This window comes from Enterococcus cecorum DSM 20682 = ATCC 43198 (assembly GCF_000407565.1).
Lineage (GTDB): Bacteria > Bacillota > Bacilli > Lactobacillales > Enterococcaceae > Enterococcus_E > Enterococcus_E cecorum.
Genome location: NZ_ASWI01000003.1, coordinates 396,052 through 411,550, shown reverse-complemented (window position 1 = coordinate 411,550; position 15,499 = coordinate 396,052). Strand labels below are relative to the sequence as shown.

Below are 15,499 nucleotides of genomic sequence, written 5' to 3'. Positions count from 1 at the left end.
AACCACAAAAAAGAAGGGCAGCTCATCCACCCTTCCTTTGTCATCGATTATTTGACCACTGCTAAAATATTTTTCACAATATTTTCCACCGTGATACCATTTTCAGCTAATAATTCACTGGCTACATAACGGTCATGGAAAGCTTTATCTAAACCGTAATTTTGCACCTTCACATCGGTATTGCCTAAAAAGCTTGCGATTGTTTGACCATAGCCGCCATCCGTAATGCCATCTTCTAACGTCACCACTAGTTGATGATTATTGGCTAATTCCGTTAATAATTTTTCATCCACACCAGAGATAAATTTAGGATTAATCAAGGTTGCTTGGATATTTTCCTTAGCTAGTGCGGCGATGACTTCTTCCGCTAAACCAAAGAAATTACCGACACCCATTACAGCGACCTTGCTTCCTGCTTGGACGACTTCATTTTGATAAAGTTGATTGTAATCCGTCGTATCTGCTTTTCCTGTGCTGCGTAATGGCCCCACTGGCACACGAATGGCTATTGGATGATGGGTTTGTTCCAAGGACCAGTCTAGCATTGCCAAATATTCTTCTTGATTCGTTGGTGCAAGATAAACTAGGTTTGGAATATGACTTAAAAATGGAATATCAAAAATCCCTAGGTGGCTTTCATCATTCATACCATTCACCGAAGCACTGTACACCAAAATCGTGCCCGGTAAATCATTTAAGGCTAAGTCATGGGATATTTGGTCATAGCTTCTTTGCATAAAGGTTGAATATACAGCCCAGACTGGTTTAGTGCCATTTTTAGCCAATCCTGCCGTCATGGTTGCTGCTTGTTGTTCGGCAATACCGACATCAATAAATTGTTTGCCTAATTGTTTGCGTTGTTCAGGATTAAATAGCATCATCGGAGTACCTGCATTCACTGCGACCACTGTTTTATCCTTTTGCATTTTATCCCACAAAAATTCTGTGGTGAGATTGCTGTAAGTTTTCGCCCCAGTGCCACGTTTGACATATTCACCGGTTTCAAGACTAAATGGACCACCTGCATGGAATTTTTCACGATTTTCTTCTGCGAACTTGAAGCCCTTTCCCTTCACCGTATGCACATGTAACAACACAGGGTGATCCACATCTTTGACCGATTCAAACAAGTCGATTAAAGCATCTAAATCATTGCCTTCGTCTAAATAATGATATTCAAAGCCCAGTGATTGAAAGAAATTATCTTTCGCTTGACCATTTGATTCGCGCAAAGCTTTTAAATTACGATATAGCCCACCGAAGTTATCCGCAATTGATTGGTCATTATCGTTTACAATCACGATGATATTGCTGTTTTGTTCGGCGATATTATTCAATCCTTCAAAGGCTAATCCACCAGACAATGAACCATCGCCAATTAACGCCACAACATTGTAATTTTCTTGCTTTAAATCACGGGCCACCGCAATCCCATTAGCTAAAGCCAGCGAAGTCGAAGTATGCCCCACGGTGAATAAGTCATGTTCGCTTTCTTTCGGGTTGGTATAGCCAGACACATCATCAAAATGCGCAGGATCTAAAAAGGCTTGGGCACGACCCGTTAACATCTTGTGGATATAAGTTTGGTGTGAAATATCAAAAACCAACTTATCCACCGGTGAATTGAACACACGATGTAAAGCCACAGTCATTTCGACCACGCCTAAATTTGGCCCATTGTGACCGCCGTGTTGACTAATTTTGTTCAATAAAGCAGTGCGCGCTTCATCGACTAAAGTATGTAGTTGCGCCCGATTTAATTGTTTTAAATCTTTGGCATCAGTAATTTTTTCAAGAATCATGTTTCATCAATCCTTTTATGTATTATTGTACAAAAACTATCATACACCTTAAACCTAACTTTAAGGCAAGCGAAAAAAGGATTTTTTACTAAATTCCGCTGTATCTTGTCATCCATATGCTAGAATGAAAGAAAAATAAAGTGAAAGAAGGATAATCATGGACATTCGATTGATTGAGGAAACCCATGCGCAAGATATTAACCTAGAAAATGAGCCGTTTTTACTGCGCGGTAAGATGAAGATTCGCTATGATGAAACAGGACGGCACCACGAGGAAATATACTTTTCTCCTGAACAAATCACTGAAATGACCTTTCCCGATGAAAACTATCAGTATGAGGAAATGAAAAAGGATACTATCTTTCTCGGCGCTTACGAAGAGCAAACCTGTGTCGGCTTGGCTATCCTAACACCAGGATTTGGTCCTTGCTGCTATGTATCTGATTTAAAAGTAAAGCAAGCCTTACGTGGCAAAGGAATCGGCAAACAGCTTATCCAGGCAGCCTATCAATATGCGATAGGTGCAGGTTATAAAGGCTTAACGGTCATCGCACAAGATAATAATCTAGATGCCTGCCGCTTTTATCTTGCTTGTGGCTTTGAAATTGGCGGACTTGACACCAAAACCTATAAGCATACCAAACAAGCCGGAAAAGCGGATATTACCTTTTATAAATTTATTACCGAGTAACCATTCATTTCTCAAATCAAAAAAGTCTATCCCACATTTAAATACGAGGTGGATAGACTTTTTGTTTTAACTTAGACTTTCTAGCAACCAGACGATTCCTTCTACAATGACATGCAACACCACTTCAACCGACCCAGCAATAAAATGGTTTTTGAAATTTGAGTCCATGCAAACCACATCCTTTAGATTCCCCGACTCACATCCTGAATTCTTTTGCTAGTTTCATTTTAACCGTTTACTTACTATATTTCCTGAGGCTTACGACTGAATCTTCTAAGTTGATGACCTTTTTCAGGATACACAAAAAGCCCAGGAATTGCTCCTGAGCCTTTTGTTCTATGATTGATTATAGTAAATCGTTATTGTTTAAAGCATCTTCGGCAGCTAGTTGTGCTTCTACATCAGAAATGCTATACACGTTTTCGCTCGTTAAAGTTGCTTCTTTTGGTTCCATATTGCGGTAACGAGCCATACCAGTACCTGCAGGAATAATCTTACCGATGATAACATTTTCCTTCAATCCTAGCAATGGATCTTTCTTACCGCGGATAGCAGCATCTGTTAACACACGAGTTGTTTCTTGGAAGGAAGCAGCAGATAAGAAGCTGTTTGTTTCCAAGGATGCTTTCGTAATACCTAGCAATACTGGACGAGAAGTTGCTGGCACACCACCGTTTACGATTGTTTCGTAGTTTTGGTCTTTAAAGTCAGCAATATCCATTAAAGTACCTGGTAAGATGTTTGTGTCACCTGGATCCATTACACGGACTTTACGTAACATTTGACGAACCATTACTTCGATATGTTTATCCCCGATTTCTACCCCTTGCATACGGTATACACGTTGTACTTCGCGCAATAGGTAAGTTTCAACAGATAATACATCGCGAACTTGAAGTAATTGTTTAGGATCAATTGAACCTTCTGTTAATGGTTGACCACGGTGTACGATGTCGCCTTGAGCCACTTTCATACGCGCAGTAAATGGAACAGTATAAGTACGAGTATCGGTTTTACCTTTAATTGTAACTTCTTTAGTACGAGTTGAAGCTTCTTCATTAATCTCAATGACTTCACCAGTTACTTCAGTGATCACGGCTTGTCCTTTAGGATTACGTGCTTCGAAAATTTCTTGGACACGAGGAAGACCTTGAGTGATATCATCTCCGGCAACCCCACCGGTATGGAAAGTACGCATGGTTAACTGAGTACCAGGTTCACCGATTGATTGCGCAGCGATTGTACCGACTGCTTCACCGACTTCAACTTCACTACCAGTAGCCAAGTTGCGTCCATAACAGTGTTTACATACCCCGTGACGTGTATTACATGTAAATACTGAACGAATCGTTACTTCTTCAATCCCTGCATCCACGATTTGTTTGGCAATATCTTCGGTAATCAATTCATTTGAACCAATGATTACTTCACCAGTATTTGGATTGATAACAGATTTACGAGTATAACGACCAATCATGCGTTCTTCAAGAGATTCAATGTTTTCGTTACCTTCTTTAATCGCACGGATAACTAAACCGCGGTCAGTACCACAATCATCTTCACGAATAATGACATCTTGTGCCACGTCAACCAAACGACGAGTTAAGTAACCTGAGTCGGCAGTCTTCAAGGCAGTATCGGTCATTCCTTTACGAGCCCCGTGAGTAGAGATGAACATTTCCAAGACAGATAGTCCTTCACGAAAGTTAGAGATGATTGGCAATTCCATGATTCGACCATTTGGAGCGGCCATCAAACCACGCATTCCGGCAAGCTGTGTAAAGTTAGAGATGTTACCACGAGCTCCAGAATCTGACATCATGAAGATTGGGTTTTTAGAATCCAAACCTTCCATCAGTTTCTTTTGAATTTGGTCTTTGGCATCATTCCAAACACCGATAACACGCTCATATCTTTCTTCATCCGTAATCAAACCACGACGGAAAGTACGCGTAATATTGTCGACTTGTTTGTGGGCATTTTCAATAATATCATGTTTTTCGTGTAAGACCATGATATCGGCAATCCCTACAGTAATACCCGCTAAAGTAGAATGTTTGTAACCTAAGTCTTTCATTCTATCTAGCATGTGAGAAGTTTCAGTGACTTTGAAACGTTTGAAGACTTCAGCGATAATATTTCCTAAGTCTTTCTTCTTGAATGGGGCAACTAATTCTTGACCCGCAATTAACGCTTTAATGTCCGTACCAGGTGCAACAAAGTATTTATCTGGTGTTTGGACGGTTAAGTTAAAGCTACTTGGTTCGTTTAAGTAAGGGAATTCTTGTGGCATGATTGAGTTAAAGATAATCTTACCAACAGTCGTTACCATTAACTTAGATTTTTGTTCTTCAGTAAATGGTTTGTCCCCTAAGGTATTTGGATTCACAGCGATACGAGAATGTAGGTGCACATAGCCATTGCGCCATGCAGTTACCGCTTCGTCCATATCGCGGAAGATCATACCTTCACCTTCACGACCAGCTTCTTCCATGGTTAAGTAGTAGTTACCTAAGACCATATCTTGAGAAGGAGTTACGACTGGTTTACCATCTTTAGGGTTCAAGATGTTTTGAGCCGCTAACATCAATATTCTTGCTTCGGCTTGAGCTTCTTCATTCAATGGTACGTGAACCGCCATTTGGTCCCCGTCAAAGTCCGCATTGTAGGCTTCACATACTAATGGGTGCAAACGAATCGCACGGCCTTCCACTAAGACTGGTTCAAAGGCTTGGATACCTAGACGGTGCAAGGTAGGTGCGCGGTTAAGTAGTACTGGGTGTTCTTTAATTACATCTTCCAATACATCCCAAACATCATCTTCTTGACGTTCAATTTTGCGTTTAGCATTTTTAATATTTGAAGCTAATTCGCGTTTCACTAATTCATGCATGACGAATGGTTTGAATAATTCAATCGCCATTTCTTTTGGTAAACCACATTGATACATCTTCAAGAATGGTCCAACTACGATAACTGAACGTCCAGAGTAGTCAACACGTTTACCTAATAAGTTTTGACGGAAGCGACCTTGTTTCCCTTTCAACATGTGTGATAGAGATTTCAATGGACGGTTACCTGGACCTGTTACTGGACGGCCACGACGACCATTGTCAATTAAGGCATCCACCGCTTCTTGTAACATACGTTTTTCGTTTTGAACGATGATACTTGGTGCATTTAAGTCTAATAAACGTTTCAAACGATTATTACGGTTAATCACACGACGATATAAGTCATTCAAGTCAGAAGTCGCAAAACGGCCACCTTCTAATTGAACCATTGGACGTAAATCAGGTGGGATAACTGGAATAACATCCATCACCATCCAGCTTGGTTTATTACCAGAAGACCGGAATGCTTCTAAAATATCCAAACGACGGATCGCGCGTGTACGTTTTTGACCAGAAGCTGTTTTTAATTCTTCTTTTAATTCAGCAACTTCTGCTTCTAAATCGACACCTTCTAATAATTGTTTCACCGCTTCAGCACCCATCGCAGCCGTAAATTCTTGGCCGTATTGTTCACGTTTTTCACGGTATTCACGTTCTGTTAATAATTGTTTTTTCTCTAAGCTTGTGTTACCTGGATCGATTACGACATAAGAAGCAAAATAGATGATTTCTTCTAATGCACGAGGGCTCATATCTAGGACTAATCCCATACGTGATGGAATCCCTTTGAAGTACCAAATATGTGATACAGGAGCGGCTAATTCGATGTGGCCCATACGTTCGCGGCGCACTTTAGAACGAGTTACTTCTACCCCACAACGGTCACAAGTAATCCCTTTGTAGCGGATTCTCTTATATTTACCACAAGCACATTCCCAGTCTTTTGTAGGACCGAAAATACGTTCATCAAACAAGCCTTCGCGTTCAGGCTTTAAGGTACGATAGTTAATGGTTTCTGGTTTTTTTACTTCACCAAAAGACCAGCTTCTGATTTTCTCGGGAGAAGCCAAACCTATTTGCATACTTTCGAAATTATTTACATCGATCAAAAGGGGTTCCCTCCATTTCCTTTTTTCACTCGATTTTATACAGCAAGATAAGCGGGCAGAAAATCATCCCTTCTGCCACTACTTATCATTCATTTATACTTTTGACAAGCACGATTTTAGGCTTCGTCGTTGTCCTCTTCTTCGGCTTGAATAGCGGCTAAAGCTTCTTCTTCAGCTTTGCGTTGTGCTTCTTGTTGGGCTTTTTGTTTTTCAGCATATTTTGTTAAAGCATCAACGGTAATTAGATCATCGTCATCATCCATGTCACGTAATTCAATTTCTTGATCGTCAATGTCTAATACGCGCATATCTAAACCAAGAGATTGTAATTCTTTGACTAATACGCGGAATGATTCTGGCACACCTGGTTTTGGAATTGGTTCACCTTTCACGATGGCTTCGTAAGTTTTCACACGTCCGACAACATCATCTGACTTGTAAGTTAAGATTTCTTGTAAGGTATAAGCAGCACCATAAGCTTCCAGTGCCCATACTTCCATTTCCCCGAAACGTTGTCCACCAAATTGAGCTTTACCTCCAAGTGGTTGTTGGGTAACTAATGAGTATGGTCCAATTGAACGGGCATGTAGTTTGTCATCAACCATATGGGCTAATTTGATCATATACATGACACCGACAGAAATACGGCCATCGAATGGTTCCCCTGTACGTCCGTCGTAAAGGATTGTTTTAGCATCTTTAGCTAAATCAGCTTCACGAACCGTTGCCCATACATCTTCATCGCTCGCACCATCAAATACAGGTGTTGCAACATGAATACCAAGGGCACGCGCAGCCATACCTAAGTGTAATTCTAATACTTGTCCGATGTTCATACGTGATGGCACCCCTAATGGATTCAACATGATATCCACTGGTGTTCCGTCTGGTAAGAATGGCATATCTTCTTCTGGCATAATACGGGAAACAACCCCTTTATTACCGTGACGACCGGCCATTTTATCCCCTTCATGGATTTTACGTTTTTGAACAATATAAACACGTACTAACATATTTACGCCTGGTGATAATTCATCGCCAGCTTCACGTGTAAAGATCTTCACATCGTGGACAATACCGCCACCGCCATGAGGAACACGAAGAGAAGTATCACGAACTTCACGCGCTTTTTCACCGAAGATTGCATGTAATAGACGTTCTTCTGCAGATAATTCAGTCACTCCTTTTGGTGTCACTTTACCTACTAATAAGTCCCCGTCTTTTACTTCTGCCCCGATGCGGATAATACCCATTTCATCAAGGTTCTTCAAGGCATCTTCACCCACGTTTGGAATTTCGCGAGTGATTTCTTCAGGTCCCAATTTGGTATCACGTGCTTCTGATTCGTATTCTTCAATATGCACAGAAGTATACACATCATCTTTTACTAAACGACGGCTCATGATAACCGCATCTTCATAGTTGTAACCTTCCCATGTCATGAAGGCAACTAACACGTTTTGACCTAAAGCTAATTCTCCACCTTCCATTGATGGACCGTCTGCTAAAATATCGCCTTTAGCCACGCGTTCATGCAATTGAACTAATGGACGTTGGTTGTAACTTGTTCCTGAGTTTGAACGACGGAATTTCGTTACTTTATATTTATCTAAGGTACCATCTTCACGGCGAACGCGAATTTCACTTGCATCCACGTATTCAACGATACCATCGTGTTTACATAATAAAGCTGCTCCAGAGTCATGTGCTGATTTGTATTCCATACCAGTACCAACCCATGGTGCTTTAGGATTAATCAAAGGCACTGCTTGACGTTGCATGTTGGCCCCCATCAAAGCACGGTTAGAGTCATCGTTTTCTAAGAATGGGATACATGCAGTCGCCACGGCAACTACTTGTTTAGGAGATACGTCCATGTAGTCCACTTTTTCAACAGCAACTTCGATATTTTCACTTGTTGCACGTGCCATGACAACAGGTTCAGCAAACGTACCATCTTCGTTTAACTTACTGTTTGCTTGGGCCACAACATAATGGTCTTCGATGTCAGCAGTTAGATAATCAATTTGATCAGTTACGCGTCCTGTTTCACGGTCTACACGACGATATGGTGTTTCGATAAAGCCATATTTATTCACTTTCGCATAAGTCGCTAAACTGTTGATCAACCCGATATTTGGACCTTCAGGCGTTTCAATCGGACACATACGACCATAGTGAGAGTAGTGAACGTCACGAACTTCATATCCGGCACGATCACGCGTCAAACCACCAGGCCCTAACGCAGATAGACGACGTTTGTGGGCTAACTCACTTAGCGGGTTGGTTTGGTCCATGAATTGTGATAATTGAGAAGAACCAAAGAATTCTTTGATACTTGCAACTACTGGACGGATATTGATTAATTGTTGTGGTGTTAATGTTTCAGTGTCTTGAATTGACATGCGTTCACGTACCACACGTTCCATACGCGCTAATCCGATACGGAATTGATTTTGTAATAATTCTCCAACTGAACGGATTCGACGATTTCCTAAGTGGTCGATGTCATCCACTTTACCGATACCTTCCATTAAGTTTAAGAAATAACTCATACTTGCGATAATATCTGCAGGACGAATCGTGCGCACATCGCTTGGTAAGTAGCCATTGCCAATAATATTAATTTCACGTTCTGGATCTTTTGGTGAAAAGACTTTGATTACTTGAACAGTCATCGGCTCAGTGACAACCCCATCTTCTGAAGGATAGTAAGTAACACTATTCAAGCCGTTTTCTAATTGTTCAGCAATGCTATCAATCACTTGGTGTGTTAAGACTGTGCCTTTTTCAACTAGAATTTCACCGGTTTCAGGATCTACTAAAGTTTCAGCTAAAGTTAAGTTTAAAAGACGTGTTTTTAAGTCTAATTTCTTATTCACTTTGTAGCGACCTACTGCAGCAAGGTCATAACGTTTTGGATCAAAGAAACGCGCATTTAAAAGATTTCTTGAGCTGTCGGCTGTCTTGGGTTCACCCGGACGTAAACGCTCGTAAATATCTTTCAAGCCTTCTTCTGTACGTGAATCACTCGCATTTTTATGTAAATCTTTTTCGATGGTGTTACGTAATGATTCGCTATCTCCAAAAATTTCAAAAATCGTATCATCCGAACCAAAACCTAACGCACGAACTAACACTGTCAATGGAATCTTACGGGTACGGTCAATACGTACATAAGAAATATCTTTGCTATCTGTTTCCATTTCTAACCATGCGCCACGGTTAGGAATGACAGTTGAACCGAAACCTTCTTTACCATTCTTATCTACTTTCCCATGGAAGTACACACCCGGAGAACGGACTAATTGTGAAACGATAACACGTTCTGCCCCGTTGATGATAAAGGTTCCTTGTTCAGTCATTAATGGGAAATCGCCAAAGAATACTTCTTGTGACTTGATTTCGCCAGTTTCTCTATTTGTCAAACGTAATGTTACATGTAATGGTGCAGAATAGTTTGCATCGTGTGCACGTGCTTCATCTACATCATACTTAGGTGTCTTCAACTCATAATCTACGAATTCTAGAGATAAATTGCCGTTGAAATCTTCAATCGGTAAAATATCTTCAAACATTTCTCTTAGTCCTTCATCTAAGAACCATTGATAAGAATCTGTTTGAATCTCAATCAAATTCGGTAATTCCAATACTTCACTGATACGTGCGAAACTTCTACGTTCGCGGTGCTTTCCGTATTTTACTACGTGTCCAGCCAAGCTCTTCACCCCTTCAAAAATCTTTCAAAATAGCTACCAACCAATATTACTTTTTTGTTACAAACATTAAACTTAGGTAACAAATCGTATTTTTTGCGGCTTTAAGGCAAAAAAAAATCAAAAATAGAAAGTGTTCAAATCCCTGTTCTACTTTTGTTTTCCTTATGCTACAGCCGAAACGGACAATATTTCGTTCCTACTGATAATACTTTTTGATAGTTTTTGCATCTATATATTGTAGACAATTCTAGCCTATTTGTCAAGCTTTCATGAAATTTTTCATTTTTATTCTCAACATTGATTTTTCATCCCTATGTGCGAATAAATCCAAAAGTTTTCCCACCTATACTCTAGAAAATGATGAAATCACAAAGTTTTTACACTTATATTCTAGAAAATGATGAAATCACAAAGTTTTTACACTTATATTCTAGAAAAGTAAAAAAACCGAGAACTTCCACAGAAAAGTTTCTCGGTTTTTAACTAATATGACTCTGTAAAAATATTCTAGAATATGCGCAAAAATTTACGTCTTCTTTTTCAAACTTATACTCACTAAAAGAAAAATAAGGAACATTCCCATTGCAACCAAACTAAAACTTTGGAATACAACAAAAAGCGCAGTGACATCAGGTGAAAATACTCCCACTGCCAAAACAAAGCCCCCCGAAATACTCCGACTTAAAACTTCATCCCACACCATGTAATTTTGAATCTCTTCATCAGGTAAACTTTGTTGTACATAAACATTTTGCACAAGACCAGCAATCGTTTGTCCAACCGCAAGTAAAATGTAACTAAATAAAACCTGAAAATAGCTTTTAGCAAACGAAAACAGAATCAAATACAAAATATAAATAAACATTCCTATTAAGAATACATTTTTAGGTGATTTAAACTCTTTTTTAAAACTCAACAACACACTCGTCACCAAAAAACAACCAGCTAAAAATGAGAGCGAAAAAGAATATTGCTGCTCGCTCAGTCCTATTCCTTGGATAAGATACCTCACTTCATACGTATCAAAAAGTACCCCTATTGAACTTAGCAAACCTATCACCATCATCATCAAAAAAGCAGTCGGATGTCTCATAATACTCATAAATTGATAATTATGTCTGACTTTCTCTGCTTGTTTAGTCTTTTTGTCCTCATTCATTTGGATATGCATAAATAACAAGCCTATCGAACCAATTAATACTAGCAAAGCATATAAGACAAATAGATAATGCTGATGATGCATGAGATTAACCCCAACAATCATCGGCGCTAAAAAATAAGAGAGCGAACCAATACTTGTATACACTGAATTAAACCGAATTAAATTATTACTAGCAATTAAATTGGGAACCGTCGCATACAACTTGCTAGAAAACAACGTATTGCATATCTCTAAAAGAAAAACGAGTAAAAACAGTACCAGTGATTCAAAGTAGAAAGCAAGTAATATCAACAAGAGCGCTTTCGTCACTTCCAGAGAAAATAGCACCATTCGACTATTGCTTTGTGGCAAATAATTTTTGACTTTAGCTGCGACTAGGCTGGCTAGTAGCTTCACCGCCCAAAAATACATCACAAAACGCACAGAAATTCTCGATAAATAAATGTTAATCAATATCGTATAACCATATTCAGCAATCAGCGAAATAAAACGATTCGCATAAATAATCGTTGCATTTTTATTTTTCATCATCCTTTAGATTTCCTTCTTGAATTTTCAATAAACGAGTCACAAATTGATAAAACATGATTGCATTATCTCCTCCCACTAAAGGATTATATTCAACAATATCACAAAACAATATCTGACCGACACTAAATATCCATTCGATAAAATATAATAAACAAGTAAAATTTATCCCTCCAATAATAGGAAAAGAAACTGAATCAAATTCAGCAGGTGATACCACATCCATATCAACAGACAAGTATATATCGTTCGTTCTTTCTATTAACTTACTTATACTTTCTTTTACGTATCGGCTATTATACTCTAAATCACTGCTACTGAACAAGTATATTTTTTCATGTTTCGCACACTCATGATATATATTTCTATATCCTAGAACAATAATATATTCGTATTCATCTAATAGTTCTTCAATAAAGTTCCAGTTACAGATTTCACTAGTATGATTAGGAAAATAATCCAAATGTGCATCAAATATGATTAATAGTGATTTATTTGTCATTATACTTTTACTTAAAGTGTAAGTTATAGAATGATCTCCACCAATAGCTAAACTAATATCATTATTAAAAATCAATTCATTCATGTATCTAAAATTAACTTCTGAGTTTGGTAAGTTATTGAACTTAACAGTAATCAAATTTAACTTCAAAATTCCTTTCATTATATGTTGCTCATAAAACTTTTGTATAGCAAATCGACACCCCGGAATCTTACTTGAAGCATCATAATCAATTAACAAAATATTTTTCACTCTAAAATCTCCCTAAAACTCGGCGGAGTAATTCCTGTTAAACAAAACGCCATTTTACACTCTAATATGTCTGGATCATCAATATTACCTCTATACGACTCTGCTCTGCTTCTACAACCGCCATTACAAATATAATTTAATTTACACTCCTCAAAATACTTACAACGAATATTCCTTATTCTTTTAAAAAAAGTTGAACTTTCCCAAATTTCTTTCAAACTTTGACTCCTAACATTTCCACCAGAAAATTTATTAGACGATAACGTAGGACAAAAAGTAACATATCCCTCGTTATTTATATACACATATGAGTTACCAGCTTCACAATAAAAACAACTAGTATTAATTTTTTTATGTTGCTTTAATTTGCTAAAGTCCACACTTTCTATTCTTAGCATATTATCAATATACACCTCATCAGGTAACTGTAATTCATCACCTCGTTCAAACGGGATAAATTTATCATAACGAAAACGGATATCCAGTTTCCGAGATAAAGACTCTAATGCATCAATTTCAGAAATATTCGCACTATTTAAAACCACATTTACCTCAACTGGTACACCCATTTTTTTTAACCACAATATATTGTTGTATGTTTTTTTGAATGAGCCTTTACCTCTAATATAATCATGAACCTCTGGAGTGCCTCCATCCAAACTTACTTTGAAGCTGATTCTATCACTTAAAACAATAATACGTTTAATATTATCATTTAAGTTAATTAAATTTGAAAAAATTGTAATATTCATACCTGTCTGGAGTAAATAAATTAAAATTTTTTCAATATCAGTATGAAGCAAAGGTTCTCCACCTGTGATACAAAAATTCATAACACCTAATCTTTCTGATTCATCTATAATTTTTAAAATATCTTCTACTTCTAAATCATCTGTATAACTTGGTATATAACAATGTTTACACCTCAAATTACACCTATTCGTTATCTCTAATTGAACCGTTCTCAACGGTATTTTCGAATAAAATTGAATCAGCTTAACCGTTTTTCTATTTATAACAATATTCCTAGACTTAAAAAATGATAATACAGATTTCAAAGATTTTGGAATATCATATCCAACGGTATCCGTATGTCTCAGTAAATATTCAATTGATAATAGATGAGATTTTTTTATTACATATGCCTTTTTTTCGGAATTATCAAGCATTATCCCCGTTTTACTGTAATCGTTAAAAAAAACAGATATACTTCTACACATAACTACTACATCAGCCTCCAACTAACGTTAGTAAAAAAACAAAAAATATCAATATAGTTATTATTCTTCAAACTGAATTTATGTAAATAAAAAATATATTGCATAAATTTTTGATAATTTTCAAAAATACTTAAACTCGAATAAGTATAGATCACTTTATATTTCAAAAGCAACAAAGGTGTATCTATATCACCAATATAAATACACCGAGGTTGCTTTATAAATCTTGTTCAATTTCTACAAGTCCACTAATACTTGGGGGACATCTTCCCTTCATTGAATCCACAATTTCCGAAACTGACGTAGGAACAATTTCTAAAATTTCCGTTTTTCTTTCCATTTCTTCTACTTTCTCAATAAGTTTAATTTCCTCTAACGCTGTCTCCATATCAAAGACCTCCTCAAGCATTTTTAAGATTTTTACATAGGAATCTTCTAACCTATTTCAACAGTCTCAACTTGTGTTTATTTCGTACATCTTTGCTAAATTCATTACGTAAAATGATATATTGATTGGTACGATTAAAAAGCTTTAGTCTATCCATATTTTTATAAAATGTTTCTTTAAAAATTACAAATAGCGTATCAGATTGCGATGGTGTTAATTCCATAGAAAACTTATCCCATCTAAACTCCAAGTAAAACATCAAATACTCATCTATTATAGAAGCTTTACAATTCAAAAGCCTGTATTTCATCCTGTTTTTAAACATTTTTTGATAATCTAATTCAAATTCCAACCTATTTTTGGAAACACCCGTGTCTAAAGTGGTTATGGGCACTTTAGAACGAATATACTCATGAAGTATCGGCAAGCAATCTTCTTGATTTATAGCTGTTGGAGAATCATTTTTATATTCAAACCTTGGACAAGGATGAAAAGATACTATATACCAATTTTTTATTTTTTTAATCTTCAACGGATATAATTGACATGTCAACGGCTTATCCAACCCATAACAAGTAATTTCACATCCATCATCTGTGTGAAACCAACAATTTCTCCCACAATTCAACAATGTATAATTTGATTCTAATGTTTGCGAAAAATCAAATAACATTTTAACAACATCATCATGATTTTCATTATTTCTAATAAACTTTGATGAGCTTTTTTTAGTCAGCAATAAATTATTTTTTAAAAAACAACATTGTCCTCTACACTGAAAACAATTATATGAAACCGCATTATCAAGGAATGTAAAATGAATATTGATTTCCTCCACCTCCCACATATTTATTTCCAAAATCAAAAGGAATGTCATGGATTAGTGAATCTATAGCACACTCAAAACACCTCTAATACCTTGCAATTACACTATATACTCATGTTTTTCTGGTTTCAATAATTTTTGTCGCGAACAACAGTAAATATAGGCTGAACAACAAGTCTAATAAAATTTGCTTATTACGTCTACTATATTAATTTTTTAGTGACATTAAAATAAACTTCTCAAAATTTTCTATTAAATTGGTATTATACTGAGAAATAGTGGACTTCTATTTTATCCTGGACAATGTTTATCATAGGTGTTTTTCTGCATCAAGTTGCGTTAAGCATGTATTATTTTTTAAACAGTTGATGTATTGTGCCTCGGCTTCTTCACAAATTTTATACAG

The 15,499-nt window shown here is 37.0% G+C and carries 9 protein-coding genes; 1 reads left to right on the top strand and 8 read right to left on the bottom strand.

Annotated elements, in window-relative coordinates; translation table 11 throughout:
* Positions 1 to 47: 47 nt before the first annotated feature.
* Entirely contained in the window at positions 48 to 1,802 is a 1,755-nt protein-coding gene (locus tag I567_RS02740) for a 1-deoxy-D-xylulose-5-phosphate synthase (protein WP_016250714.1), read from the bottom strand.
* A gap of 157 nt (positions 1,803 to 1,959) precedes the next feature.
* Between I567_RS02740 and I567_RS02735 the strand changes: the two genes are divergently transcribed.
* Complete coding sequence (locus I567_RS02735) at positions 1,960 to 2,493, top strand: GNAT family N-acetyltransferase (protein ID WP_016250713.1); 534 nt, start codon at positions 1,960 to 1,962, stop codon at positions 2,491 to 2,493.
* Between the two features lie 346 nt (positions 2,494 to 2,839).
* Here I567_RS02735 and rpoC read toward each other — a convergent pair whose 3' ends face one another.
* From rpoC to I567_RS02705, 7 genes are all read right to left on the bottom strand, one after another.
* A complete protein-coding gene (rpoC, locus tag I567_RS02730; RefSeq protein ID WP_016250712.1) occupies positions 2,840 to 6,496 on the bottom strand; it encodes a DNA-directed RNA polymerase subunit beta' in 3,657 nt (1,218 codons plus the stop codon).
* Positions 6,497 to 6,612: 116 nt separating this feature from the next.
* Complete coding sequence (gene rpoB, locus I567_RS02725) at positions 6,613 to 10,224, bottom strand: DNA-directed RNA polymerase subunit beta (protein ID WP_174362041.1); 3,612 nt, start codon at positions 10,222 to 10,224, stop codon at positions 6,613 to 6,615.
* 517 nt (positions 10,225 to 10,741) lie between these two features.
* On the bottom strand, positions 10,742 to 11,908 hold the full coding sequence (locus tag I567_RS02720) for an MFS transporter (protein WP_016250710.1): 1,167 nt from the start codon (positions 11,906 to 11,908) through the stop codon (positions 10,742 to 10,744).
* Positions 11,895 to 12,659, bottom strand: a complete 765-nt coding sequence (locus I567_RS02715) for an arginase family protein (RefSeq protein ID WP_016250709.1) — start codon at positions 12,657 to 12,659, stop codon at positions 11,895 to 11,897. The genes I567_RS02720 and I567_RS02715 overlap by 14 nt, the downstream gene beginning before the upstream one ends.
* On the bottom strand, positions 12,656 to 13,879 hold the full coding sequence (locus tag I567_RS02710; protein WP_016250708.1) for a radical SAM/SPASM domain-containing protein: 1,224 nt from the start codon (positions 13,877 to 13,879) through the stop codon (positions 12,656 to 12,658). The genes I567_RS02715 and I567_RS02710 overlap by 4 nt, the downstream gene beginning before the upstream one ends.
* Positions 13,880 to 14,096: 217 nt before the next feature.
* Complete coding sequence (locus I567_RS12720) at positions 14,097 to 14,267, bottom strand: KGR family RaS-RiPP peptide (RefSeq protein WP_016250707.1); 171 nt, start codon at positions 14,265 to 14,267, stop codon at positions 14,097 to 14,099.
* Between the two features lie 52 nt (positions 14,268 to 14,319).
* On the bottom strand, positions 14,320 to 15,114 hold the full coding sequence (locus I567_RS02705; protein WP_016250706.1) for a hypothetical protein: 795 nt from the start codon (positions 15,112 to 15,114) through the stop codon (positions 14,320 to 14,322).
* Positions 15,115 to 15,499 lie beyond the last annotated feature (385 nt).